Here is a 26,147-nt window from a genome sequence, read left to right on the forward strand (position 1 = left end):
TTCGTATATGAAACCATACACAGATAAAGAACTGGAAATTTTAACTATTTTATGGCAATTAAAAGAGGGCTCTGTTCAACAAATTCACGATAGGCTTAATTCGAAAAGCGGTTATACAACCACTTTAAAATTAATGCAAATTATGTTTGACAAGAAACTTTTAGACAGAAGAAAAGAAGGAAAAAAACATATCTATATTCCTAAACTGGAAAAAGAAGATGCTCAAAATTATAGCATGAAAAATATTTTAAAAAGTCTTTTTGGCGGATCAACTATAGGTTTTGCTCAAAGTTTTTTAGGTAACTCAAAACCTAATGCAGAAGAGCTACAACAAATAAAAGACATGATTAAAAAGATGGAAAAGGATGTCTGATTTATTGTACGCCATAGTCCTAAATTTATTTATAGATTCCCTTTGGCTAGCTGGGTTTTCTTGGTTGCTTCTATTTATATTATTACGGGTAATTAGTATAAAGCATGCCACACTTCGCTATACGGTGTCATTAATCGTTTTCTTTGGCTTTTTTATTATCTTAATAATTTTAGCCATAGCTCAAAAATCTATTTATAATTTATGGTTAAAACCAAAAATATTAATGTTTTCTGATTACATATCAAAAACATCTTTTGAATTCAACCTTATAGAGCACATTCAATTATTCGTTGTCAATAATAGTCTCAATATATTTTGGTTTTGGTTTTTAGGACTGTCGATTTTTATAACTAAATTTTTAATACAATTTGGTAACTTTTCAAGAATACAAGAAACTACATTAACCCATAGTTCACTTAACCAAATAAAAGGCAAACTGGCTAAACAACTAGGGATTAACAAAGAAATAAGACTAAAGGAAACCAGCAATACGAGTTATGCATTTACAACAGGAATTTTTAAACCAATTATATTTTTTCCTGCACAAGCATTAACGGGGTTTTCTATAGAGTCATTGGAAATAATATTAATTCATGAATTAGTGCATATTAAGAGAAACGATTATGTTGTTAATATAGCCCAGCTTTTACTAGAAATCATATTCTTCTTCAATCCTTTTGTCTTATTTATGTCTTCAATAATCAGGAAAGAGCGTGAAACCTCGTGCGATGCTATTGTAATTGACCATGGTTATTCAAAAATACTTTATGCCAGAGCACTTAAAAACTCATATGAACTTCACTATAAATTAGCTCTAAATTTTGGTCAAAAAAATGTTTTTTCAAGAATAAAACGTTTAACGCCTATTCCATTAAATCAAAGAAAGAACAAAAGTCTATCTCAACTTCTTATGGGAGGGGCCGCTTTATGTATTATGCTTACAACTCTTGGCTTTGGCGTTTCAATAAAGAGCAACCTTTCTAATACTACCATTATAACAAAAGACACCAATGTCTACCCCAAGCTTACTTTCAAAGAAAAAACAGGCACGATTATATTCCACCCCGACGAACATCGGTCATGGCATATTCATAAAAATGGTGAGCAAGACTTTTATAAAGATGGAGTGTTAAAAAATGAAGAGCTAGACGCAAATTTCGAGTACAAAGAAATTGACAAAGGTGATTTTATAGAAATACTTTTCATAGATAAACTACTTAAAAAGGAACATAAAGGGGCTAAGAAACCAAAAGAAATATTTGACTCAAAACCTTTTATAGAAGAACTCTATAAAGATCATGGATTAAAAGACAAGGACTATAATATAAATAAATTGATACGAAAGTTTCACATAACGCCTTTTGGCGACATGTATTTTAACGACAAAAAAGTAAATACAGAATTAAAAGAGAAGTATCTAAAAAAATACCCTTCGGAAGCATTTGAATATTATCATGATTATCCATTAGAAAAGAAAGCAGAAACAATAATATTTGTTGAAAAGATGATACAAGAACTTCAAAAAGATGGTTTAGTGAACGCTGATTTTGAACTAGCACAAGTTGTATTTCAGCTTCAGAAAGAAGATGTATTACTTCTTAATGGAAGAAAGCTTTCTAAAAAAAGTACAGAAAAATATTTAATTTATTTAAACAGATTTAGTGCAGGGTTTTTATATGAATGCCATGCTTTTTATCTTAAATAGTTAACACAAAAACAATCAAAAAATGAAACATATTTTAATATTATTTATTTGCTTCATATTCGCATGTAAACCCAAAGTAAAAAATGAAAACAATCAAGGGTATACTGTTGAAGGTAAAGTAACAAACATTAAAGACAGTACAGTGTTACTGCTATACAGTATAAAACTCAATAAAGCAATAGATAGTGTATACGTTATTAATGGTGAATTTAATTTAAGTGGCACTATTGAACAACCCGAAGAATTTATGCTATCAACAAAGCTTGATCCAAAAAACAAAAACTATTTTAAGTACATTTTTTTCTGGTTAGAAAACACAAAACTGAATTTAGAAGGAGATCTTGATAATTTTAGATATGCTAAAATCAATGGTTCTAAACTTAATGACATACTTTATGAACAAACAACTAAAAAAAGAGCCTTCTATGAGAAAAGAGACAGTTTAGTTAATATACTTGGTTCTGGAAAGCGAAGTGAAACTCTTTTAAAGCAGCTAAGAGATATAGACAGTATAACTGATAAAATTGATTTAAATTTTATTAGAACACAACCAAATAACCGAGTTGCGCTAAAAAGTCTAACATTCTTAAAGGACACCTTTTCTAAAGAAGAATTGAGCAATATTTACAATTCCTTAGATGAAACACTAAAACAGAGTGACGACGGCAAGTCTATAGGAACATATTTATCTATTAATAAAATACTGGAACAAGGTGATTATATTAAAGACATAGTGGGCAGCGATTTACAAAACCAAAGCAAAACACTTGCTTCTATTGTAAAACAAAATAAATATACCATTTTAGATTTTTGGGCAGCTGGTTGCGGTCCTTGTAGAAAGCAAAGCAAACAGTATGCCGAATTATATAAAAAGTATCACTCTCAAGGGCTAGAAATAGTGAGCTTTTCTTTAGATAAAAACCGTAAAAATTGGGAATCGGCATCAAAAAAAGATAATATAACTTGGGTAAATATATCTGACTTAAAAGGGAATAATGCAAAAACACCTATGACCTATGGCATTAAAGGAATTCCTAACAGTTTTTTAATAAATCAGGAAGGAAAAATTGTTTCAGAATTTTATGGCTATAATCCTGAAAAACTTCCTTTTGAAAAAGAATTAGAATCTTTTTTTAGTACAGAGAGCAGTATTGAATAAGTTGATGTTTCATCTATATAAATCTATTAATTGAACATATGAAAGATAACGTCTTTATGTTTATAGGATCGTGTCATTCAGAATGAAGTGAAGAATCCCATATCTTTATCTTCCATAAAAAAGAAAAAGGAAATTGCAGAAAAAAGAAAGGGCTTAATCAATAATTTTAACACTTCTTGCACTTTTTTATTAAATGAGTACTATTTACAATGAGATTCTTTAGTCGTTCCTCCTTCTGAATGACAAAATATATTTTACCTTAGCGTTATGGCAAAACACAACGAACTAGGAAAAAAAGGCGAACAATTAGCGGTCAATTTTCTTTTGAAAAATGGTTACGATATCATGGAACGCAATTATCGTTTTGATAAAGCCGAAGTTGATATTATTGCCAGACAAAAAGACACCTTGGCCATTATTGAAGTTAAAACACGCTCAACAACCGATTTTGGGAACCCTCAAGATTTTGTAAAACCTAAACAAATTCAGCGTTTGGTAAAAGCGGTAGATGAATATGTTAATACTAACGACTTAGATGTTGAAGTCCGTTTTGATATCATCGCTATTGTAAAACAAGGGAAGGGCTTTAATATTGAACATCTAGAAGATGCTTTTTATCATTTTTAAGGTATTTGCCTTTCAGGAATATTCTGGATATATTGAGTCGAAAAATAGATTCCTGTCTTCGCAGGAATGACAAGTTATACGTAATGAACAGGAATGTAATATTCTAAAATAGGGAAACTTCTTCCAGTTGTCTCAGCCTCAATTAATGTATTATAACAATCTTTCTTTTAAGGGACTATTCTCTTATAAATCAAACTTATTTACGCTAAGAGTGTATGCGTAATAGCTTTAAAAATTTCAAGAAAAAAGACCTGCCTCTTAATTAAGACAGGTCTTTTTTTAACTAAACTAAAAATAATATTAAATAATACTTTTAAGGTCTTAACTCAACTTCACTAAGAGACATATCGTCCATATAGAATCTAATAGTGTCAGCGTTATTCTCATTAAAGCCTCTTATTAACCAACTAATTTCTGCATCAGTGGAAGATTTAAAATAGAAATTTTGATAAATCCATTCTCCCGTAGGCATGTCAGAACTAAAAACAGTGGTTGCCCAATCTCCCATAGCCCAGTTATTAGCATAGAATCTAATATCTGAAGCAGCTGTACCTGTTGGTGCATTTGCAATGCCATCAACTATGTAAATCCAATACCCAATTTCGTATTCTTGACCTACTGTTAATTGGAAATTTGCATTTGCTTGCATAATCATTCCGCCAAATGGTCTATATTCTATATACATACTTTGATTACCTGAACGTGGTTGTGCAGAATTAATTTCAATATCATATTCGCCCCAAAGACCTCCCCAGTTTTGGTAAGGCCAATCACCACCATCTCTGTTTTGAGCTGTTGTTGATTCAAAACCAAAGTCAATACCTGTAGTTTCATAAAAATTTGCATTCGCACCAGCAGATGTTGAAGGAACATCGGTAAATGCATCAGCCTCAACTTGATCTGCTGTTGTCATACTTCCTGGTGAGTAGGACACATAGGCTATATCATTATCATACATTCGTTCAGTATCAAATCCAAGTAAAACAACATTTTCTTCATTAGCATCTAAGATAGCTTCTGTAACCGTAGGGTTAAGCGTAGTTCCGCCATTTTCCAATCTTACTGAAAAGTTAGAAGGATTTAAACTCGTTAGATCCATGTCTCTACTAAACTCGAGTGCAACAAAACCATCTCTTTCTAAGATGCGTTCCAAAACTACAGGCTCTGTAGAAGGTATAACCTTTATGATTTTTTCAAAAGAGATCGTATCAGCATCACGGGGACGAAACCTTGAAGCTAAAAAGTCTAAGTCCCAAGATCCTAACTTATTAAATCTCATATCAACTTCATTCAAAGTGGTATTAATCATATCTGGTTTACCTCCGTTTGATGACCAAATAACATTATCTTCTTCTCCTATTGTAGTATAAGTAAGTCTAACAGATTTACTTGCTGTAAGTTCGTTTTCTGCATCATCTGCCAGGGTTAACTCAGCTCCTGTAGACCCATCATCATTTACATAATACAGTTTTAAATCGGCTCTAAGAGAATCTAGTACAGTCACAACAATGGTGGTATCTAATACTCTACCATTAATGGGCTCTGTACTATCATCATTTGAAAAAACATCACCACCAAATGTTTGGTTTAATGTAACATTATAAACTCCAGGTTTATAAAAAATACCTTTAATAACTTTTTTTGATGAGGTGCTTTCTCCGTTTTCAGCAATAACTGATACATCAGTGCCTCCAGGTAAAGTCCATAGTCTAGAAACAACTCCTCTGGAAATATCACCAAAGTCTATATGTCCATTAACAGAAACTCTATTTTCAAAATCCATTTCAGAGGTCACAATTATTCTATGATTTGTGTCGGTTAAAGGAAGCGACATGTCTTCTCCGCAACTTACTAATAGTAAGCCTATTACAGAAAATAAAATAGTTAAAAATTTATAGTTTTTCATAATAAGCAATTTTTATTGATTAAAAAGTTCATTTGACTGTATTTCCGTACTTGGTATAGGGAAGTAGTTGTGTTGCTCAGGGTCATAAATTCTTTGAGCAACAGAAAAATCAGGTCTAACGTGGCCATTTATAACAAATGGTTGTTCTGTAGGATCTTGAATTGAAGCCAGATTCTCTTGACGCCAAATTTCGTCAGCTCTAAGCTCATCAAAAACTTCTTGTACAATACCCCATCTTACTAAATCTTTCCATCTATGACCTTCATAACAAAGTTCCACTGCTCTTTCTACACGACGAATATGCGTCATTACAGTTTCAGAACTTGGCGCAACCATAGGCCAATCCCCATGAACTTGCTTACTTACATGTAATTGCGGAAACATGCCTCCATTCATGTCCATATATTGCTGCAATGTGTATACACCTGCACGACTTCTCACCATATCAACATATTGCATAGCAGTCATAAAGTCACCATTAGCTTCAATAACAGCTTCAGCATACATCAATAGTACGTCAGCATATCTTATATGTCTAAAATTAATACCACTACGGCCCTCTGCAGGTTCTGCAGGAAGGTGATACCAGTTAGAGTGCTTTTTAACATAAGCAGACTGTCCGCCTCCCCATCCACCAATAGTACCATAAGGCTCTTGATACCATAAGCCTTCTCCATTTTCTGGAGCAATGGTTCCATTCATTCTTCTAGATTCAAGGTTATCGTCATTTATCGAATTGTCTGGATCTACTTCATCATTCACTAACATTTCATGTAGGTTGTATGTTGGGAGTACCGTATTGAATCCACCTGCACCTAAACGGCCAATTTCGGTAGACAAGGTTGTAGATTCAGAGCCTGTATTAAAAGGCGTATCATCTACTGGGAAACCTGAGTTTCCAGGATTGATATCAAAAGAGTAATTTACCTCAAGAATAGACTCTTCATTAAACTCATTTTCATGCCAAAAGTTATCTGTGATATCTCTTGTGAGCGCATATATGTCAGAATCGATTACTTCTTTAAATAGTCTAGCTGCTTCTGGCCAGTTTTCATCAAAAAGATGAACTTTAGCCATCATAGTTGTTGCAGCACCCCAAGTAATTCTTCCTATGTCTTCTCCATCCCATGTTTCCGGAAGATTGTCTATAGCAATTTGTAAATCTGGAATGATGATCGTATTTGTTACTTCTTCCATACTCGAAAGAGGCTGATTGAAATCCTCAGTAGCACGTGCAATATCAGTATGTATCATTGCCCCTCCGTAAGAATGAACTAATTGCCAATAAAAGAATGCTCTTAAAAAACGAGCTTGTCCATCTATAATAGCTTTTGACTCATCATCAATTACATCTTCATCTACAGTTTCAAGGTTAACGATAACCTGATTTGCTCTAAAAATACCAACGTAACACTCTTCCCATTTATCTACTACGTGAAGAATACCATCATTAAATGCCAAATTTCTAAAAGCAAAAGGTCTATACCACGATTCTGTACCACCTATATCGCCTAACACGAATTCTTGTACTAATTCTGCGCCACTTATAGAGCGATATTGTAAAGCACCATACACTGCGGCAAGTGCTGCCTGAAATTGTCCTTCCGTCTCCCAAAATGTTTCAGGCGTAATGAAATTTGGATTTTGTTCATCTAAGAATACACTTTCATTGCAACTCGTTATAACAAGCATAAAAAGCAGTGTAAGCTTAATTAAATTGTTTTGTATTTTTTTCATAATATTCATTTTTTTTAGAAACTTAATTGGAATCCCATCATAAACTGACGTGATACAGGGTAATTACCGAAATCTATCCCTCTATTACTTAAACCATTACCTCCTACCTCAGGATCATATCCATTGTATTCAGTAAAAGTAAACGGGTTTAATGAGTTTACATATACTCTAAACTTCTCAATTCCAAGCTTTTCTGTTCCTGGAACCGTATAACCAACAGAAAGTGTTCTAACTCTAAGATATGTACCATCTTCTAACCAAAAGTCTGATGATGGCTTATTATTAGAATGGTTAGATGTTTCTCTAAATGTTGGAATATCGGAATTCGGATTTTGAGGCGTCCAATGAAATACCTGATCTTGATGACGTCCAAAAGTGTAAGCAATATTCTTACCACCGTTATAAATTTCTGCTCCATGAGAATAAAACATTTGACATGCTAAATCCCAGTTTTTGTAATTCAGGTTAAGGTTTAATCCCACATTAAATTCTGGGATACCTGATCCCGAATACACTCTATCATCTTCAGTTAAAGCACCGTCACCATTGGCGTCTTTATAGCGCATATCACCAATTTGCGGTGCACTTACAACGCCACTTGAAAAATCTAATAACTGATACTCTGCGAGTTCTTCTGCAGTTTTAATTACCCCATCGTGTTGAAATAGGAAAAAAGCATAAGCCTCACGACCTACCTCAAGGAAGGTGGTTGCTTCTCCAGTTGGAGTATTTACGTTTATAAACCCATTTGCAAAACCTCTTCTAACACCATTTAGTTCTGTAACTTCATTTTCATTCTTGGAGAACACACCAGATATACTGTATTTAAAATCTTCACCTATTTGATCTTTATAGTTTATTCCTAATTCAATCCCTCTATTAGTCATGTTTCCTGCATTAACTGGGATTGTATTGTAGGCACCTTCAGCAAATGGTTGCCATGTACCAGTAGATGGTGCCAAACGTTGATTAATCAACATATCTTCCTTATCATTTTCATAGACGTCTGCCGTAATATTCAATTGGTTATTAAAAAGGCCTATTTCAATACCAATATTTTTGGAAATAGTAGTTTCCCAAGCCACATCTGGATTGCTGTATTGTCTTTGAGTTTGACCAAATACAATATCTTCATTAGGCCCAAAAGGATAATTTACCCCTGTTTCAATAAGCTGTTGGAATCTATAGTCTCCAATGCCATTAAACCCTGTCTCAGCAATACTTCCTCTGAGTTTTAAAGAGTTAATACCTTCAACATTAAACCAATTTTCATCGCTTACATTCCAACCTGCAGATACACCAAAGAAATCGGCATACCTGTTATTTCTAGGAAATCTTGAAGATCCATCTCTTCTGTAACTTGCTGATAACAGGTATTTGCCATCATAATTATACTGAACCCTTGCTAGTTTACCTGCAATAGTATTTTTAAAATTAACACCTGTAGGTTTAATTCCTTCTGCTCCATTTGATAATACTTGAACGTCATTGGAAGCTATATCGTCAAATAATACTCCTACAGAAATGTTTCTATTTTCAAACCTTTCGTAAGAAGCAACCGCTAAAAGGTCTAAGTTATGTTTGCCAAATGATTTCTGATAATTAAGAATGTGCTCAATAGTCTCTCTTTTGGCGAAATTGTAAAATTCCTGTAAAGTCGCATTGAGTCTAGAGGCAGATTCATTAAGCTCTCCAGATCTATCTATAGCTAAATATTGCGGCTGAAAGAACTTTCTAAAAAAGTTAAATTGGTTACGACCTAAATTTAACTTGTACTTTAAGCCATCAATTAACTCATATTCCAGGTTAAGAGCTAAACTGTAATTATTGTTTTCTCTTTCATCTATGTTATCCAATTGCCTAGATAGGAAACTAAAAAACACCTCGTTTTCAACATCCAACACGACTGCATTTCCTTGAGACTCTATTTCTCCAAACGGTCTAGTATGAGGTAATTGGCCAACTCCAAGCTGATAAAAATTGAAAGGTTCTTGGTTTCTATTTTCTTGGGTCATGCTTATAGACCCAAAAGCTTTGAATTTACCTTTAGTAAATTGCCCCGTTATTCTATTGGTTAATCTATCAAAGTCTGAACCTTGAATAACACCGTCTTGTTTAAAATAATTGGTGTTAAAGTTAAATGTCAAATTTTCAACACCACCAGAAATATTAGCAGTAACATTTTGAATAATAGCATTATTATTTGTTACTTCTTCCACAAAATTCGTATCCCAATCTAATGCATTAGCATCTAAGAAAAATGTGATTGGTTCACCCCCAGCTGCTTCAGCCGTTGTTTCTCTAATATAAAGGTGATCGGCTGTATTTGCCAAAGCTGGTCCAGAAGTAATGTTTTGAATACCAGTATACGTAGAAATATCTACTTGCATTTTACCGGCCTTACCTCTTTTGGTAGTAATTAAAATGACACCACCAGCTGCTCGTACACCATATACTGAAGCCGAAGCACCATCCTTTAAAATATCGATAGACTCTATCTGCTCGGGCGCAATATTTGGATTGCCTTCTTGAGGAATATTGTCTACAACATATAATGGCTCACCACCATTAAGAGATACGAGTCCTCGAATTTGAACATTAGCAGCAGATCCAGGACGACCATCGACAGCTTGAATACTTACACCTGCGACCTTCCCTTGTAGTGACGCAAGAACATCTGGTACTGGAGCCTCCAAAATTTCTTCAGTACTAATTCTGGCAACTGCACCAGTTACTTCTTTTTTCTTTTGAGTTCCATAACCCACGACTACAATTTCGTTCAAAACCTGTGAGTCTTCCTGTAGTTGCACGTTTATAGTTTTGTTGTTTGTAGTAACAACGCGCCTTATAACTTTGAAACCTAGGTATGAGAATAATAAGGTTTCACCAACATTAGCAGAAATTGAATACTTGCCGTCAAAATCTGTCACTGCTCCATTTTTGGTGCCTTCAACAATAATAGAAACCCCTCCCAAAGGCATTTTCTGCTCGTCTGTGACCACACCTGAAATCGTTTCTTGTGCATGCACCCAGCCCATTCCTAAAGTTAGGAATAGCAGCAAGGCATTTACTTTGATCAATTTTAATTTTTGTCCTTTCATAATGATGAATTAGGTAGTTAGTATTTTAATATCAATGAGAATATGATATCAAAACTGGTTGAATATTTAGTTTTTGTTAATAATACATGGATAAAATTATCAAATTACCAATCAGACAGGTGAAATGCACCCTCAATAAAAACTGGACACAAATATTTTTTTTTCGTTCATTGAGTGTTTCTCAATAGCACATGAATGTTCGTTTGCGTGTTTTATGGCTTATTTTTTTGTATTGAAAAATATTTACCTTGTCAGGTTTTTATTTGTTATGAAAATTGCTAAGATTCTCCATATATTACAGTCTTTTAGAGAATTTCGGGGGAATAATCAAAGTTTGAAGAAGGTCGGCTCGTCTATTAAAGCTAATGGCTTGTTCAGTTTTTGTTCAGCATATCAATTTTTGTGAAAAATAAACTCCTATTATCTAATTCTGGTTTGTCAATACAACAATGAAATTTGATATATAATGAGAATTATTCATTGTAAATTGTTAAAAACAGCCAATTTATTTGTAAAAATGAAGTCATTTAGATTTAGGTATAGGTCTTCGCATCTTAAAATTGAGGCAATAAAATGATGGATTTACGTTATATAATAACCGTATTTAATGAATCTTAGGTATAGACTGTCTGGATACACTTAATTGAATAGGGAAGATATGTATTTAGAAGTAGAAGTAAAAATTCTATTGGGACTATTCGTTTTTAGTTCTTTTGTACTTTGTACTAAAGCGTCTATAAAATTTGGATTGTCTATTTTTCAAAAAAGTCTTTACATTATTGTAAAAGCTTTTTCTTATTATCATAATTTATACTTACTCTAACGGCCACTAGTTAAAAACTAGCGGAAGCGATCACTTTTTTGTGGACATACTAGGACGAGCGAGGGAGATACTATCATCAAATTTGATAAAATTTTCTCCTTCTGAAGAATTTAATTCAAGGATTAGCATTGAATTAAGAACTATTAATTATTGACCAAATCTTCTTGTTCTTTTTCTTCTTCCATGATTTTCTAAATTAAATTCTTTACCTGTAGTATTAATACTTATTATACTTCCTAACGGTAAAACTCATAATCATCTAAACATGAAATAAGCTCTTCAACATTATCTATTTTATTGCCTGAATCTACTATTCTAGCAAGAACATCATTTTTAGATATCTCTTTCCCAATGAAGCTTACTATTCCATGCTTCCATATTTTGCCATATTTGATTCCTTTAAAGACAAACTCATTTTCTATTAAGATAGGATAAAGAAAATCGTTTTCATCCTTTTTAGGGTTCTCTAAATCAATTGGCACTAACATTTTTTTTGTTTTCATAATATTTTTATTCCCAAGGTCTATAGAAACCTTTGGCTTGATAAATATTGAAATGAGAATTAGAAACTTCATTCAGACCTAAAAACAGCTATTTCCTATTATATTATGTGATACTAAACAGTATTAGCCTTTTTCAAAATCTATAATCTACCTTATGTTTCTATTTCAATTGTAATACAATTCAAATCAGGTAACAAACAAGATACAAGTCTATCATAACCAACCAAGGAAAAAATATATTTTATATCTGAATTCTTTTTTCCATATGCGAGATTATAATCTAACCTCGATTCTGTCATTAACTTTCCAAATGTCTTTGAAGGGACATAAAAACTGTTTTCAACCAAAAGGACACTTGACAATTCTTGAATTTCAATTCTACAAGTTCTATATAATTCTTCTTTCTTTTCTAAGTAGTAGTTGCTGAATGATATATCTCCTGTCTTAATTTCAATCTTTATTTTCTTTTCAAGCTCAGTCACATCTAAAGCTATAGTCAAGATTCCTTTAGAATAAAAATATTCTTCAAGAACTGAATCTCCGCTATTATCGATTATATTTTTTAGATTCACTAATAATCAATATATATCTATTCGTTCACAAATAAATGAAATCTCTTACCTGAACATCATTTGGCAATGGATTATCCAACTCAAGAATAAACTCTCCAATTTTAATTTGATTTTCGTCTTTATTTATTACTTGCCCTGTTAATTTGTAATCAAATGAGTCTTCTTCTTTCGTTACTGAAAATATTTCTTCATCGTCCAATATAAAAATATCTTTCACATTTAAAGTATATAAAGGTTGTGGCACAGAATCCCCTATAGCTTGATTAAATGGGTGACAAAAACACATCAAGTTAAAGTATCCATCTGACAAATAAACTTCAGCTTCTCCTGCTTCCTTAGATAACCATTTTACTTTATAAATTTTTATCATTTTGTTTTATTTTAATAGCCAAACATACTAGGTGCTTTCTTAGCAAGTTCTTTAGCTGTTTTTATATGAAAGGTGGTAATATTTCCAGTAGCTTGGTTAATCACCTACAAATCCAAATTTAGCACTTCCTTGTCCTCCTATCAACCTCACATACCCATTAAGTTCGGGAACAAAAGTTCCATTTTTTATTACATGATTGGCATCGTCTAAATAATTAGTCAAATTGTACGATTTCTTGCCCAAAGCACTCATCACACTATTAGCATGTTTAGTGAAATGAGTAACTGCTGCATCACCAGAAAATCTTCTAATACCTTGTGTCAATAGGTTAGCTCTATTCAGACTAGAAAACCCATTACTCACAGACATCTTTCGTGTAACCAAAAACTGCATGGCAAAAATCGAAGTTCCTCCACTCAAACTTCCTAATTGCTCATTAGTCATATTAGGAATATTCGATATGGTTTCACCCGCAGCAACTATAGCATTACCCGTTTTATTTTCTATGCCAGTTACACCTGATAAACCAGGAACAACATCATGTGTCAATTGGGCTACACCAAGCATCGTTTGGTTAATGTAATTGGCTGCGCCTTGTATAGGCTTGTTCATAAAGTCCTGAAAGCTTCCCCAGAAATTATTATTGAATCTACTAACCGTTCTATTCCAACCTTCTAAAAAGCTTGTATTATCTTGCGAAACAGGTGGGTCAAAAGTATGTTCAGGATTTGGTTTCCCAGGAGGTTGTATAGAAGCATTTCTGGAGCCATCTACCATATAATAATGAGATGGTATAACCGCATTCTGATTACCACCACTAGGTGGATCATACCCTCCAAACAGGGATTTTAAACTAGACCAAAGCAGATTTACAAAACCACCCAATATGCCATCGCCTTCACCACCAAACAATTCTCCTGTGGGGTCTGTGTACATCAACGGATTATTTAACACATAGCCATAACGGTTGTAGTTTTGGGTATTAAATGGTTCTTGTATATAATTATCGGGAGATAAGAACCTACCTAATTGAGGGTCATACATACGACCGTTCATGTGGATCAGGGACACCTCAAAAAAGTGTTCATGTCCTGTATAGCCTCGACCTAACAAACTTTGGTGGTTAAAAACGGTACCACCAGTACTAATGTCTAAGAACTTATCTACCGACCCCCAAGCTCCAAACTGGCGCTCTTCAATCACATCACCATCGGTAATGGCTAAGATACTGCCTAGATAATCCCTGTGCAAATAATGATATTCATCTATAGGGACATCTACCGTTCTTTTGATATGCGCAATTGGTGCCGAATAAGCATCGCCACTTACATAAGTGATGATTTTTACACTTCCCATTTGTGTATCTTCTACAATCTCTGTACCTGTAATGGCTGAATAGTGTTTATGATAACGTCTCTGTAGTTTTTCGGCATCATCACCGCCATAATAGGCATGGCTTCTATTCATCATCGGGGAATTTCGGGGGAATAATCAAAGTTTGAAGGAGGTCGGCTCGTCTATTAAAGCTAATGGCTTGTTCAGTTTTTGTTCAGCATATCAATTTTTGTGAAAAATAAACTCCTATTATCTAATTCTGGTTTGTCAATACAACAATGAAATTTGATATATAATGAGAATTATTCATTGTAAATTGTTAAAAACAGCCAATTTATTTGTAAAAATGAAGTCATTTAGATTTAGGTATAGGTCTTCGCATCTTAAAATTGAGGCAATAAAATGATGGATTTACGTTATATAATAACCGTATTTAATGAATCTTAGGTATAGACTGTCTGGATACACTTAATTGAATAGGGAAGATATGTATTTAGAAGTAGAAGTAAAAATTCTATTGGGACTATTCGTTTTTAGTTCTTTTGTACTTTGTACTAAAGCGTCTATAAAATTTGGATTGTCTATTTTTCAAAAAAGAAAATCGTCTAGAAATTACTTTCTAAACGATCTCTTTACTTAAAACAAAATGTTTTAATAGATGTTACTACAGCAAGCTGTAAACAAACTTAGGATACCCTCTTTCTCCAGCTTCGTTGGTTAAAGCTAAAAATTGCAGTTTGTAAAGGTTTCCGTCTGTATCACTAATCACATAAAAGACATTGGTTTTTAAAGAAGGTAAAGTTCCTGGACCACCACCGTTTCGCCAGCTACTACCAATACTACGTTGATCGTTGGTAAAATTAGTATCAACAACATTGGCTAATGTAAAATCATTATATGCTAATGAGTTATCAATTTCTGTATCTATCATATAAGCTTTGGCATTGGCTTTTGTGTTATTGACTACAAAATCGGAAAAACCATAAGAACCAAATCCTGTAATTTCATTAGTAAAAACAGTAAAGCTTATATCCCAGTCTTCTTTTTTAGGGGCTATGTTAACAATATCTTCAGAATCAAAACTAAAAAAGGTAAAATTATAATCGGTATTTTTAGAAATAGAAACCTCTTTGTGAGTTGTGGCATCTAGGTCTGCATATTGTAATTTGTAATCATTGCCATTTTTTAGAATTCTGATTTTTTTCCACCCTCTTGCATCACCAGAAATAGCAACACTTCCTGTAGCGGGTGTTTCAGTTCCAACTTTATAACCCAGATTTACCAAATACACATTATTATTGGCATCAACATCTGAAATTTCAGCAATAGCCGTATTGCTCATGGTACCATCTGGCGCATCAACATAAGCGGTATTTGCAGCATCAAAAGTTCCAACAGCAACTTGTGGCTGTAAATCTTGTACTTCAGTTGAGGTTGAATTCACAGCATCTATATCTGTTTCTGTGAGTTTGGCAGCTGCCATATAGATAGTTCCGTTAAGAACAACCCTAAAATTTGATCCAGAGTAAAAACCTAGATCCCAGGAATCTCTTTGTACACTTGAAGTTGTATTGGTGCTTAAATCAATATAAACTTGATTTTGTTGGTTAGGCCCACCCACTTCTGGAGAGACTGATGCGCCTTCAATCACAATTTTAATAGGTTCCTTAGGACTGTCATCAGTACTACAGCTCGAAAAAATAATGACCGTAGTATATAAAATAAAAGTAAAAAATTTGTTAATCATGGTATGTAGTTTTAAAATTTAAGATTGTATAATAATTTTAGGTAATATGAACGGCCATAGCCCAATAAGAGACTATTGTTATTGGAAGCATGGATGGCTTCATTTGCGGAGCTACTAATATTGACATTAGTGACATCCAATAAATTTCGACCACCAATTGTAACTTGGACGGTTTTATTTAAAAATGATTTTTTTATGGAAGCATCTAACCAACTATAGGCATCGGTTGTTGTTTTGGAGAACAAAGCATTCCCGTTACTATCGGTGCCTGTAGCCGTGTAGTTTTGTTGCTTCCCATTATGTTTTAAAAGGACTGTTAGTGCCGTTTGCCATTTTTTAATTCGATACGTGCCACTGGCATTAACTTGTAAACTATAAAGAAAGTCGTTTTTAGAGTTCGCTTCGGCATTGGCAATTTGTGAAATACCTTGTAATGTGGCTCCTAAATTGAGTGTCCAATGATTGGTTTTTAAACGATTTTCTAAAGTCATTCCCCATAGTTTATAGGCATCAATATTAATGTACTGAAATTGTAAAGGTGTGGTATTAATAACAGCGAGGTCTATTCTATCCTTTATATCGATGTAGCTTATTTTAAAGGTATTTAAAAGTGAAACGGTGTCGAACCAACTACGCTTTTTTAAGTTTATAAAAGCAGTAAAACCATTTTCAGGATTTAAGTTCTCATTACCTCTTACATCGTGATTGCTATCGACAAAATAGTAGTATAGCTCTTCAAAATTTGGAGTTCTGTAGGATGTACCAATATTTCCACGTAATTCGAATCCATTTTTCATGAGGTAGCGTGCACTTATAGATCCTAAAAGTTTGGATTGGAATTGCGAATTGTATTCGTAGCGTATACCAGGGCGTAATAACATGTTATTAGAAAGATTTATTTCTGAAGAACCAAACAAAGCATAATTGTTTTGCGATTGTTTTTTGTCCCGTTGCGTTACGTTTCCAGAAGCTTGTGTGTCAAACCCTGTAATTAAACGTGTTTCATAGCCCAATAGGAAGTTGTAAGAACTATTTTTAACAAGATTATTAATACTTCCTTTTGAAAAAAATACGCTGCTCGATTGATAAAGCTCATCAGTCTCATTGCTTTTTTCTTTACTAAGAATAAAATAATTGAACTCATTTAAACGACGTTTTTGTTGCTGATAGGATACCGAAGCATTATAATGTGCTCCAGAATTTAATTGCCCGTTTACATTTAAATTATTTACAAACCGATTGGTTGTAAAAATCCTGTCTGTAGCAGAAGGATTGCTTGTTTGCGATTGCGTATCTATATTAGCTCTAACCGCTGCGTCATGGTAATTAATGACTTCGTTGAAATATTCAAATTTATAGAAGAGTTTAAAGTTTTTCTTTTTATAATTTAATAAAGCATTGGTATTAATTTGTGTTTTTGGAAGCCAATCGTATCCCCTTAAACCATCATTCAGATAATGGTTTTTTCCTTGTTTATCATTGTAAAAACCAGCAAATTGATTTCGATTTATGCCAGCTCTGACAAACCAATTTTGGTTAAAATTATGACCAATATTAAGGGCTTGAATGTGCCTGCCTTCATCAAACCATTTATACTCATTACTAACAGATTCTTCTTGCAAAGATGTTTGAATTTTCCATGTACTATCAATACCTTTTTTGGTGATAATATTAATAACTCCAGAAACGGCATTGGCTCCATATTCAACACCCATAGCACCTTCAACAATCTCGATACGTTCAACATCATCAAGGTTTATCTGCGTTAAATCTATGTTGTTTCCAAGTCCGTTATCGCTTACTAGTGGAATATTATCTATAAGAATATTGAAGTATTGGGAGTCCAATCCAAAAAAAGAAATAGTAGATTTTCCTGTTTGCGAATTTGGAATGATGGTTAAGTTTAAATTGAAATTTAACAAGTCTGCTAAATTATTGGCTGCTTGATTTTCAATCTGTTCTCTTTTTATAACTATAACATTATGAGCCGATTTTTTGATGGATTGTGGGCTATACTGTCCAGTAACAATGACCTCTTCTAAGTTGTTAACCTTCACAATATCTTGCTCTTCACCTTGAGAGAATATCAGGCCTGAAAAAAAAATTGAAAAATAAATGAAGAAATGTTTTTTATTTAGAATCATTCTTAATTAAATTTGCTGCAAATATATATGTTATTTTAATTCAGTCTAAATAAGAATAATTAAATTTTCGAATTTTTTAATTAACAAAAAAACAAGTATCTAAAAATGAAACAGTTATCTATTTTTTTACTAATAATTTTAACATTTTCAATACATGGAAATACCCAAAACAAGAAAAAGCAAGATGCAGAAGCCATTAAAAAGATGTGTGGTTGCTACGAAGTGACTTTTAATTTTGCAGAAACGTTTAATTACAGTAAAGATTCCCTTTACCAACCATCGAAAACGAAAACAGATAAAGGTTTAGAATGGGCACAATTGGTTGAAGATGATAAAAATAAAATCTCTATTCAGCATTTACTTCAAGTAGGAGACCCTTCCAAACCACATATCGTAAAGCATTGGCGACAAGATTGGCTTTACGAGAATACTAATTTTTACATGTTTAACGGTGATAATACCTGGAATTATATGGCTAAGCCAAAATCTGAGGTTAAAGGGCAATGGACCCAGAAAGTATATCAGGTTGATGACAGCCCGAGATATGAAGGCTCAGCGACCTGGGTGCATGTAGATGGTAAAAGTTATTGGGAAAACACAACCGATGCACCACTTCCTAGAAGAGAATATACCAAGCGAAGCGATTACAATATAACTGTTAGAGGAAACAGACATGAAATCACTAATTATGGTTGGGTTCATGATCAGGATAATGCTAAAGTAATTCGTGAAAAAGGAAAAGCAGATGTGATGTTGGCAAAGGAAAAGGGCTACAATACCTACGTAAAAGTTGATGATAACCGATGTAAGGCCGCCGCCGATTGGTGGAAGAAAAATCAAGGGAAATGGGCATTGGTTCGTAATAAATGGTCTGAGGTATATAGCAGAAATAAAAACCTGGCTCTAGCATCTAAAGTTGATAATAAAGTACTTTTTAAATACTTGTTTTCTAATGATTACACCAAAGCTGAGCCTATCAATAAAGTCATCGAATCATTTGTAATTAAATAAACCCAAAATACTAATCAACTTAATATATAATGAAGAAAACACTAGCATTATTACTAGTAATCAGTTGTATTTATACAACGTACAGTCAAGCAACATTAAAAGGAATTGTAAAAAATGAATCTAATGAAATCATCCCGTATGCAAGTGTATATTTGGAAGGCACTAAGTTAGGAGCGTCTTCAAAAGAAGATGGAACCTTTGTCATTGAAAATATTCCTTTCTCAACATATAATATCATAGCCAGTGCTGTGGGGTATAACCAAAGTTCTCAAAGCATTGTTGTTAACGGGGATGTAAATAATATAGTCTTTAAACTTAGAACAAACACAAAATTAGAAGAAGTCGAACTTTTTGGGACAAGAAATAAAAGAGCTGAAAAATTAGAGACATTAACTAGGTTGCCATTGGCTCCAAACGAGCAACTACAAAGTATTTCTATATTGTCACATGCGCTAATCGATAAACAAAATGCCTTGACACTTAGAGATGTTACAAAAAATGTTGCTGGTGTTTATACGTTCGCAACTTATGGAAACATAAGAGAGAGTATGTCTTTAAGAGGATATCGAGGGATACCGATATTAAAAAATGGTGTTAGAATCAATTCCGATTTTAGAGGCATAGGCGTTATTACCGATATGGCTGGTGTTGACAATATCCAAGTACTAAAAGGAGTATCGGCTATTAGTCAAGGATTAGGAGGTGATCTTGGTTCTGCAGGTGGTGTTATAAATATTGTTACAAAAACACCGAAGTTCTATGAAGGAGGTGAAGTGACTTTTAGAACGGGTAGTTTTGGAATGGTTAGACCTACATTCGATTTTTATGGACCCTTAGATAAAAAAGAAACCATAGCTTTTAGAGTGGCAGGCGCTTACGATAGGGCAGATAGTTATAGAAGTAAAGTAAATTCAGAACGTTTTTATATGAACCCTTCTTTGGCATGGAAACCAAACGATAAAACAAATATCGTTTTAGAAATGGATTATACAGACGATAGTATAACGCCAGATCAGGGTACTGTTAATTTGGGAGATTATGCCACTAATGATATTTATAGACTTCCGAATACTAATTTTCTAGGTTTCGATTCAGATAGAAACAATTCCATAAATAAGACATACGCTATTCGATTTGAAAGAGAAATTAGCGATAACTTAAGTTTAAAGGCTGGTTTGTTTTCATCTCATTTAGAAACCTATGCAGAAACTTCTTATGTTTTTCAAGGTGGTGGTCGATCTGGTTTGGATGTACTCCCTGGTGGTCAAAGGTACAGGGATTATTATGCCGATGGCCGATTAGATAAAAATAGTGTATTACAAATTGATTTGTTAGGAAAAGATATTCAAACAGGATCTTTAAAACATACATTTCAAGTGGGAGTTGATTATAGAAACACCGAGTTTGATAATACGGCCTATACAACTTCCTATCCTGATACCAATCCTTATATAGATATCATTGATGTTACCCAACCTATAAGCAATGTTTTGCCTGGTGCTGTAAGTGTAGCGCCAAATCCAGATAGGGCAACTGGTTCTAAAACAAAATCTTACGGATTTACGATTCAAGATAAAATAACATTAACTGGTTGGGCCGATGTATTCTTAGGACTTCGTTACACATCATTAGAAAGAACGAAAGGTAATTTTATTGGCAGAAGTTTAACAGGTTCTAAAAGGGATGATGCGATTAACCCATTATTAGGTTTCAATATTAAACCTATAAAAAATGTGATTATTTTTGGGTCTTATGCTAGTAGTTCTAACCCTATGACTTCTTTTTACAGAGATGTTAATGGAAATGAGTTGGGTACAGAACGTTGGGACCAGTTTGAAACTGGTGTTAAATCAACCTGGTTGGATAATGCATTACGCTTTAATGTTACATACTTTTCAACTTCAAGCAAAAACCTGAATTTAGAGGCTTTAGATACCGATGGGACCTTCCTTGGGTATTATTTAAAAGGGGGTGAAGATACTAGAAGCGGTGTGGAAATTGAATTGATAGGTCGTGTTTTACCTAATTTAGAAATTATTGCGGGGTATTCATATTTGGATGCTAGATATAAAGACCACGTATCATATTATTATAATTCCAGCCCCTTGAACACACCCAAAAATACCGCGAATTTTTGGACAAGGTATGGCTTCAAAAACACTTTAGAGGGCTTGTCACTAGGAGCAGGTGTTTACTATTTAGGCAAACGACCTCATAATGTATGGTCTAGAAACTATACCCATACAGGTGTTGTTCCTGGTGTTAAACCATTCGATTTAAAGGCTTATACTACAGTAAATATCCAATCATCTTATCAATTTAATTCAAAGTTAAGTTTAGATGTTTTTGCAAATAATGTTTTTAATGAATTAGGATATAATGCTTACAGAACGGTATATATAAACAGGATTTCTCCAGCAACTTTTGGAACCACATTGCGATATAAATTTTAAGTGTATAAAATGAAGATTTTTAAATTTCTTTTAGTATATCTATGGTTTGCGAATCTTTTGCAAGCCCAGGAAAAAAATATTTTTTGGAAGGGAGATTTTTGGAAAACAAATCCAACTATAGAAGTTATAGATCAAAAAATAGCTGAAGGACACAGTGCTTCAGATTTAAACCCTAATGGGTTTGATGCCGTAGTGTATGCTATTTTATCAAAAACACCTAATCGTATTATTAAATATTTACTTTCTAAAGCTGGAAATGATGTTAATAAATTAACACATGATAAGCGTACCTATGTGTTTTGGGCTGCTTATAAAGATAATTTAGAGTTAATGAAATATTTAATATCTAAGCATGCTAGAATGGACCTAAAAGATGCACATCATTTTTCTGTGTTAACATTTGCGGCGGCAACTGGCGTGACTAACCTTGATATTTATAATTTGTGTATTGAAAGCGGCATAGCTATTAAAGACGATGTTGATGAGCATGGTGCTAATGCCTTATTATTATTAATACCCCACCTTAAGAATTTTGAAATCGTTGACTATTTTATCAAAAAAGGACTCAGTATTACTAGCGAAGACCATGCGGGCAATGGTGTATTTAATTATACGGCTCAAGCTGGAAATAAAGTAATGCTTGAAAAATTAATTAAAAAAGGCATTCCTTATAACGAATTGAATAACAATGGAGGTAATGCTATGTTGTTAGCTACGCGAGGATCTAGAAGAGGATACAATTCCCTAGATTTTTTTAAATATTTAGAAAGTCTGGGCATAGCTCCAAATATTACCAATAATGATGGCATGACGCCGCTTCATAATTTGGCTTATGGGAATAAAGACCTTGAAACTCTAAACTATTTTTTTAAAAATGGGGTGGATGTTAATCAAATAGACAAAGAAGGTAATACAGCACTTATCAATGCTTCCAGATGGAATTCTTTAGAAATAATAAAGGAACTTATTACAAAAACCCAAAAGATTAATCATATCAATAACAATGGACAATCTGCTTTAACAAAAGCGATTGGTAACACCCCCGAAGTTGTCGATTTTTTAGTTAAGAAAGAAGCCGATGTCCATGTTATTGATACTAAAGGCAACAATCTTGTTTATTATTTATTTAAAACATTTGATGTTAATAAACAGAAAGCCTTTAATCAAAAATTGAAAATATTATCAAGTAAGGGTTTAAAAATTAAAGCGATTCAAAAAGATGGAAGCACGTTGTTTCATCTAGCTGTTTATAGTAACAATTTAGATTTATTAAAGTATGTAAACGCTTTGGGAGTAGATCTAAATACCAAAAATAGAGATGGAATAACACCTTTACATTTAGCTGCTATGAAGGCCAAAGACACCAAAATTCTTAAATACTTATTGTCTATTAATGCCGACAAGAATATTAAAACGGATTTTGATGAATCTGTATATGATCTGGCTAAAGAAAATGAATTACTAAAGGGAAAAAATATTAATTTTTTAAAATAATAAATATCATGAGAAATACACTGGTTTTTAAAATGATGCCTGTGCTTATTTTATCCGCATTTATTTTGTTCGGATTTGAAAGCAAGCCTCTAAACACATCTTCCTATAAATGTATGATACAAATGACAAATTATACAGGAGAAGGGGCTTATATAGCCATTTCATTGTTGAATCCAAAAGGCGCATATGAAAAAACATTATATGTTCAGGGCGATGATGATGAGTGGTATTTTGATATTACAGAATGGTGGAAATTTCAAGGAAAGGCACGTACCAATATCGATGCTATTACAGGCGCTACTATTAGTGGTGGAGGACGTGCTATAAATGTTATCCAAATTGATGACGACAAAATAGATACGGGTTACAAAATACGTTTTGAATCGGCAGTCGAAGATCAAGAATATTACAAAGATGATGTTGAGTTTGAACTCACTTCAACTTCGGTAAAAAGTAAAGTTGAAGGGCATGGTTTTATACGTTACATACGTATGATGCCCCAATAAATAAAACAAAGAACCCATGACCATTTCTATATGGAGATATAGTCATTTAGCACTGGCTATATTGTCTTCTGTTTTCATATTTTTAGCTGCTTTAACAGGTACTATCTTAGCGTTTGAACCGATTTCAAATCAGCTAAAACCTTATGCGGTTAAAAATGCAGAAACGCTTTCTCTTTCAGAAACCATAGAGCATCTAAAAGCTGAATATGATGAAGTAATAAGTATAGAAATTGATAAAAATGATTTTGTAGCAGCGTCGGTCCTTACCAAAGCAGGTGAAAATGAGACTTTTTACATCAATCCATTTACAGCCAAAAAAATAGGCAATATTATTGAAAAAGCTCCAATCTTTAAATTTACAACCAATCTACATCGTTCTTTATTTTTAAAGTCTACAGGACGCGTCGTTATAGGATTTGTGTCATTTTTACTGTTTTTAATCGCAGTTACCGGTGTTCTTTTAATTATAAAAAGACAAGGAGGCATTAAACATTTCTTTTCAAAGATAATTAAGGAAGATTTTAAGCAGTATTATCACATTACTATTGGGAGATATACTTTGATTCCTATTATCATTATTGCCCTATCTGGTGTTTACCTATCATTAGAAAAGTTTTCGATCTTGCCTTCCAACAAAATACAGCATGCCATAAAAGATCTTCCTGTTACAAAAACACCAAGCACAGCAAGCAAAGATTTTAGTCCCTTTAGTAGGCTTAGTTTAAAAGATATTGAACGTGTTGAGTTTCCATTTTCAGAAGCCGTAGAAGATTATTTTTTTATAAAGCTTAAAGATAGAGAATTGTTGGTTAATCAATATACGGGTCGTATAGTAAGTGAACAAAAATCTAATTTTATAGCCTTGGCTTCAAGTTGGAGTTTGTTGTTGCATACCGGTGAAGGTAGCATATTATGGTCTTTTATCTTGATATTAACCTGCATGGCTATCTTATTTTTTATGTATTCGGGTTTTGCGATGATCCTAAATCGTAAAAAGAACAGTATCAAAATAAAAAATAAGTACAGCAAAGATGCCGCCGAATTTATTATTCTCGTAGGTTCTGAAACGGGAAGCACCTTTAGGTTTGCGACACTTTTATATGAAGCATTAGTTGTTCGAGGTAAAAAGGCTTTTATTTCAGAACTGAATAACTATTCATATTATAAAAGGGCCGAGCATTTAGTCATTTTTACATCTACCTATGGAGATGGTGAACCGCCAACAAATGCTAAGAATTTTGAAAAGCTAGTTAACCATATTGATCAACACAATACACTTCAATATTCTGTTGTTGGCTTTGGTTCTTTAGCTTATAAAGGATTTTGCAAATATGCCATTATAGTAGATTCTATATTGCAATCACACCAAAAATTTGTTTCTAATTTATTACTTCATAAAATAAATAATCAATCTTTTGGTGCCTTTAAAGATTGGGTCAAGTCTTGGAGCGAGAGTAAAGGTTTAACCTTGGAAATAGAACAACCCAAAGAAAAAACAAAATCTAAAAACACAAAATTATTCAGGGTTATTAGTCGGTCTAATATTAATTCCGATCATTCATTTTTGCTTGAGTTGGAACCTGCACAAAAAACCAAATTCACTTCAGGAGATTTGCTCAGTATACACCCAAATAATGATCCAGTTGAGCGCTTATATTCGATTGGTAGAATAAACAAAAGCATTATGTTAAGCGTTAAGAAACATACGTTTGGATTATGCTCAAATTATCTTAATAAACTTAAAGAAAACGATATGGTATTAGCAGAGGTAAAACAAAATAAAGATTTTTATTTTCCAACTTCAGTAAAAGAAGTTATTATGATAGCCAACGGAACAGGAATGGCTCCTTTTTTAGGAATGATTAATAATGAAAAGAATAAGGAGGCAAAAACATACTTGTTTTGGGGAGGGCGTACAAAAGAATCTTATAAAATGTATTCAAAACACATTGACGAAGCTTTTTATAACAAAAAACTATCTGGTATTTATTTGAGCTTTTCTAATGGGGAAAGCCAAAAAAAATATGTCCAGAATTCAATTATGGAAAAAGCAGATTTAATAAGTCGGGTTTTAAAAAATAACGGCACTATTATGATCTGTGGCTCGGTAGCCATGCAAAATGATGTTTTAGACACATTAGAGAATATTTCAATTTCCAAATTGAACACCCCTTTAAATAGAAATCAAATAAAATCTGATTGCTACTAAATATAAAGTATATGTGCAGTGATATAAAAACCATATCAATAGTAAAAAGTGGCGAGTTATCTATATGCTGTCAATGTTATAGATATCATCTCGAATTCAATAATATTTATCTTGAATTTAATCGAAAAGAGTTCGAGCAATTCAAAGCCTATATTTTAGGTATAGAAATGGACTATTGGGAGCATAAACATGCTTTTGCCAAGGTTAAAAGAAAAATACCAGTCCCTTCCATGCAGCAAAACCTTATTTTGATGTTTAAGCGACAAGAAATTCTGGAATTACAAGCACTTTTAACACATATATCAAAAGATATTTTTTTAACGTTATTAAAAACGAAAGACATTGATTACACCTTAATTTTAAACTAATCAT

At 33.1% G+C, this 26,147-nt stretch carries 19 protein-coding genes; 10 read left to right on the forward strand and 9 right to left on the reverse strand.

Annotated elements, in window-relative coordinates; translation table 11 throughout:
• Nucleotides 1-7: 7 nt before the first annotated feature.
• The 4 genes from HHX25_RS07690 (at nucleotide 8) to HHX25_RS07705 (ending at nucleotide 3,864) form a co-directional block, all read left to right on the forward strand.
• Complete coding sequence (locus HHX25_RS07690; protein ID WP_169671848.1) at nucleotides 8-373, forward strand: BlaI/MecI/CopY family transcriptional regulator; 366 nt, start codon at nucleotides 8-10, stop codon at nucleotides 371-373.
• A complete protein-coding gene (locus HHX25_RS07695; protein ID WP_169671850.1) occupies nucleotides 366-2,078 on the forward strand; it encodes a M56 family metallopeptidase in 1,713 nt (570 codons plus the stop codon). The genes HHX25_RS07690 and HHX25_RS07695 overlap by 8 nt, the downstream gene beginning before the upstream one ends.
• A 22-nt stretch (nucleotides 2,079-2,100) precedes the next feature.
• A complete protein-coding gene (locus tag HHX25_RS07700) occupies nucleotides 2,101-3,237 on the forward strand; it encodes a TlpA disulfide reductase family protein (protein ID WP_169671852.1) in 1,137 nt (378 codons plus the stop codon).
• 267 nt (nucleotides 3,238-3,504) lie between these two features.
• The gene (locus tag HHX25_RS07705) at nucleotides 3,505-3,864 is read left to right on the forward strand and encodes a YraN family protein (RefSeq protein ID WP_169671853.1); all 360 of its coding nucleotides are present in this window, start codon (nucleotides 3,505-3,507) and stop codon (nucleotides 3,862-3,864) included.
• A 313-nt stretch (nucleotides 3,865-4,177) separates the two neighbouring features.
• On the opposite strand, the gene HHX25_RS07710 is transcribed toward HHX25_RS07705, so the two are convergent.
• The 9 genes from HHX25_RS07710 to HHX25_RS07750 form a co-directional block, all read right to left on the reverse strand.
• Nucleotides 4,178-5,770, reverse strand: coding sequence for a hypothetical protein (locus HHX25_RS07710; RefSeq protein ID WP_169671856.1), 1,593 nt, complete (start codon nucleotides 5,768-5,770; stop codon nucleotides 4,178-4,180).
• Nucleotides 5,771-5,782: 12 nt separating this feature from the next.
• Nucleotides 5,783-7,507 carry a RagB/SusD family nutrient uptake outer membrane protein gene (locus tag HHX25_RS07715; protein WP_169671858.1) on the reverse strand — a complete coding sequence of 575 codons (1,725 nt, stop codon included), beginning with the start codon at nucleotides 7,505-7,507 and terminating at the stop codon, nucleotides 5,783-5,785.
• Nucleotides 7,508-7,521: 14 nt separating this feature from the next.
• The gene (locus HHX25_RS07720; RefSeq protein WP_205958018.1) at nucleotides 7,522-10,608 is read right to left on the reverse strand and encodes a SusC/RagA family TonB-linked outer membrane protein; all 3,087 of its coding nucleotides are present in this window, start codon (nucleotides 10,606-10,608) and stop codon (nucleotides 7,522-7,524) included.
• A 1,059-nt stretch (nucleotides 10,609-11,667) separates the two neighbouring features.
• On the reverse strand, nucleotides 11,668-11,934 hold the full coding sequence (locus HHX25_RS07725; RefSeq protein WP_169671861.1) for a hypothetical protein: 267 nt from the start codon (nucleotides 11,932-11,934) through the stop codon (nucleotides 11,668-11,670).
• Nucleotides 11,935-12,086: 152 nt separating this feature from the next.
• Complete coding sequence (locus HHX25_RS07730) at nucleotides 12,087-12,506, reverse strand: hypothetical protein (RefSeq protein ID WP_169671863.1); 420 nt, start codon at nucleotides 12,504-12,506, stop codon at nucleotides 12,087-12,089.
• Nucleotides 12,507-12,531: 25 nt separating this feature from the next.
• On the reverse strand, nucleotides 12,532-12,876 hold the full coding sequence (locus HHX25_RS07735) for a hypothetical protein (protein ID WP_169671864.1): 345 nt from the start codon (nucleotides 12,874-12,876) through the stop codon (nucleotides 12,532-12,534).
• 96 nt (nucleotides 12,877-12,972) lie between these two features.
• Complete coding sequence (locus tag HHX25_RS07740) at nucleotides 12,973-14,346, reverse strand: RHS repeat domain-containing protein (protein WP_169671867.1); 1,374 nt, start codon at nucleotides 14,344-14,346, stop codon at nucleotides 12,973-12,975.
• A gap of 529 nt (nucleotides 14,347-14,875) precedes the next feature.
• Nucleotides 14,876-15,958 carry an HmuY family protein gene (locus HHX25_RS07745; RefSeq protein ID WP_169671869.1) on the reverse strand — a complete coding sequence of 361 codons (1,083 nt, stop codon included), beginning with the start codon at nucleotides 15,956-15,958 and terminating at the stop codon, nucleotides 14,876-14,878.
• 11 nt (nucleotides 15,959-15,969) lie between these two features.
• The gene (locus tag HHX25_RS07750; protein WP_169671871.1) at nucleotides 15,970-18,102 is read right to left on the reverse strand and encodes a TonB-dependent receptor plug domain-containing protein; all 2,133 of its coding nucleotides are present in this window, start codon (nucleotides 18,100-18,102) and stop codon (nucleotides 15,970-15,972) included.
• Between the two features lie 105 nt (nucleotides 18,103-18,207).
• Here HHX25_RS07750 and HHX25_RS07755 point away from each other — a divergent pair, with 105 nt between their 5' ends.
• From HHX25_RS07755 to HHX25_RS07780, 6 genes are read left to right on the forward strand one after another with little or no spacing between them, the layout of a single operon-like run.
• Nucleotides 18,208-19,113, forward strand: a complete 906-nt coding sequence (locus HHX25_RS07755) for a DUF6607 family protein (protein WP_169671873.1) — start codon at nucleotides 18,208-18,210, stop codon at nucleotides 19,111-19,113.
• 29 nt (nucleotides 19,114-19,142) lie between these two features.
• Nucleotides 19,143-21,566: a TonB-dependent receptor gene (locus tag HHX25_RS07760; protein WP_169671875.1), complete on the forward strand. Its 2,424-nt coding sequence runs from the start codon at nucleotides 19,143-19,145 to the stop codon at nucleotides 21,564-21,566.
• A 9-nt stretch (nucleotides 21,567-21,575) separates the two neighbouring features.
• Complete coding sequence (locus tag HHX25_RS07765) at nucleotides 21,576-23,060, forward strand: ankyrin repeat domain-containing protein (RefSeq protein WP_169671877.1); 1,485 nt, start codon at nucleotides 21,576-21,578, stop codon at nucleotides 23,058-23,060.
• A 35-nt stretch (nucleotides 23,061-23,095) separates the two neighbouring features.
• Nucleotides 23,096-23,566 (forward strand): DUF2271 domain-containing protein, encoded by a 471-nt coding sequence (locus tag HHX25_RS07770; protein ID WP_394352860.1) that lies wholly within the window; start codon nucleotides 23,096-23,098, stop codon nucleotides 23,564-23,566.
• 16 nt (nucleotides 23,567-23,582) lie between these two features.
• Nucleotides 23,583-25,775, forward strand: a complete 2,193-nt coding sequence (locus HHX25_RS07775) for a PepSY domain-containing protein (protein ID WP_169671881.1) — start codon at nucleotides 23,583-23,585, stop codon at nucleotides 25,773-25,775.
• Between the two features lie 11 nt (nucleotides 25,776-25,786).
• Nucleotides 25,787-26,143 (forward strand): DUF6686 family protein, encoded by a 357-nt coding sequence (locus tag HHX25_RS07780; RefSeq protein ID WP_169671883.1) that lies wholly within the window; start codon nucleotides 25,787-25,789, stop codon nucleotides 26,141-26,143.
• Nucleotides 26,144-26,147 lie beyond the last annotated feature (4 nt).

The sequence above is a fragment of the Flavivirga algicola genome, from assembly GCF_012910715.1.
Lineage (GTDB): Bacteria > Bacteroidota > Bacteroidia > Flavobacteriales > Flavobacteriaceae > Flavivirga > Flavivirga algicola.

Excerpts from the sequence above, each read along its gene's own strand:
- HHX25_RS07755 (WP_169671873.1), top strand. The coding sequence starts at position 18,208 with ATGAAACAGTTATCTATTTTTTTACTAATAATTTTAACATTTTCAATA.
- HHX25_RS07690 (WP_169671848.1), top strand. The coding sequence starts at position 8 with ATGAAACCATACACAGATAAAGAACTGGAAATTTTAACTATTTTATGG.
- HHX25_RS07750 (WP_169671871.1), bottom strand. The coding sequence starts at position 18,102 with ATGATTCTAAATAAAAAACATTTCTTCATTTATTTTTCAATTTTTTTT.
- HHX25_RS07700 (WP_169671852.1), top strand. The coding sequence starts at position 2,101 with ATGAAACATATTTTAATATTATTTATTTGCTTCATATTCGCATGTAAA.
- HHX25_RS07760 (WP_169671875.1), top strand. The coding sequence starts at position 19,143 with ATGAAGAAAACACTAGCATTATTACTAGTAATCAGTTGTATTTATACA.
- HHX25_RS07720 (WP_205958018.1), bottom strand. The coding sequence starts at position 10,608 with ATGAAAGGACAAAAATTAAAATTGATCAAAGTAAATGCCTTGCTGCTA.
- HHX25_RS07770 (WP_394352860.1), top strand. The coding sequence starts at position 23,096 with ATGCCTGTGCTTATTTTATCCGCATTTATTTTGTTCGGATTTGAAAGC.
- HHX25_RS07765 (WP_169671877.1), top strand. The coding sequence starts at position 21,576 with ATGAAGATTTTTAAATTTCTTTTAGTATATCTATGGTTTGCGAATCTT.
- HHX25_RS07695 (WP_169671850.1), top strand. The coding sequence starts at position 366 with ATGTCTGATTTATTGTACGCCATAGTCCTAAATTTATTTATAGATTCC.
- HHX25_RS07725 (WP_169671861.1), bottom strand. The coding sequence starts at position 11,934 with ATGAAAACAAAAAAAATGTTAGTGCCAATTGATTTAGAGAACCCTAAA.
- HHX25_RS07745 (WP_169671869.1), bottom strand. The coding sequence starts at position 15,958 with ATGATTAACAAATTTTTTACTTTTATTTTATATACTACGGTCATTATT.
- HHX25_RS07715 (WP_169671858.1), bottom strand. The coding sequence starts at position 7,507 with ATGAAAAAAATACAAAACAATTTAATTAAGCTTACACTGCTTTTTATG.
- HHX25_RS07780 (WP_169671883.1), top strand. The coding sequence starts at position 25,787 with ATGTGCAGTGATATAAAAACCATATCAATAGTAAAAAGTGGCGAGTTA.
- HHX25_RS07775 (WP_169671881.1), top strand. The coding sequence starts at position 23,583 with ATGACCATTTCTATATGGAGATATAGTCATTTAGCACTGGCTATATTG.
- HHX25_RS07735 (WP_169671864.1), bottom strand. The coding sequence starts at position 12,876 with ATGATAAAAATTTATAAAGTAAAATGGTTATCTAAGGAAGCAGGAGAA.
- HHX25_RS07705 (WP_169671853.1), top strand. The coding sequence starts at position 3,505 with ATGGCAAAACACAACGAACTAGGAAAAAAAGGCGAACAATTAGCGGTC.
- HHX25_RS07710 (WP_169671856.1), bottom strand. The coding sequence starts at position 5,770 with ATGAAAAACTATAAATTTTTAACTATTTTATTTTCTGTAATAGGCTTA.
- HHX25_RS07740 (WP_169671867.1), bottom strand. The coding sequence starts at position 14,346 with ATGATGAATAGAAGCCATGCCTATTATGGCGGTGATGATGCCGAAAAA.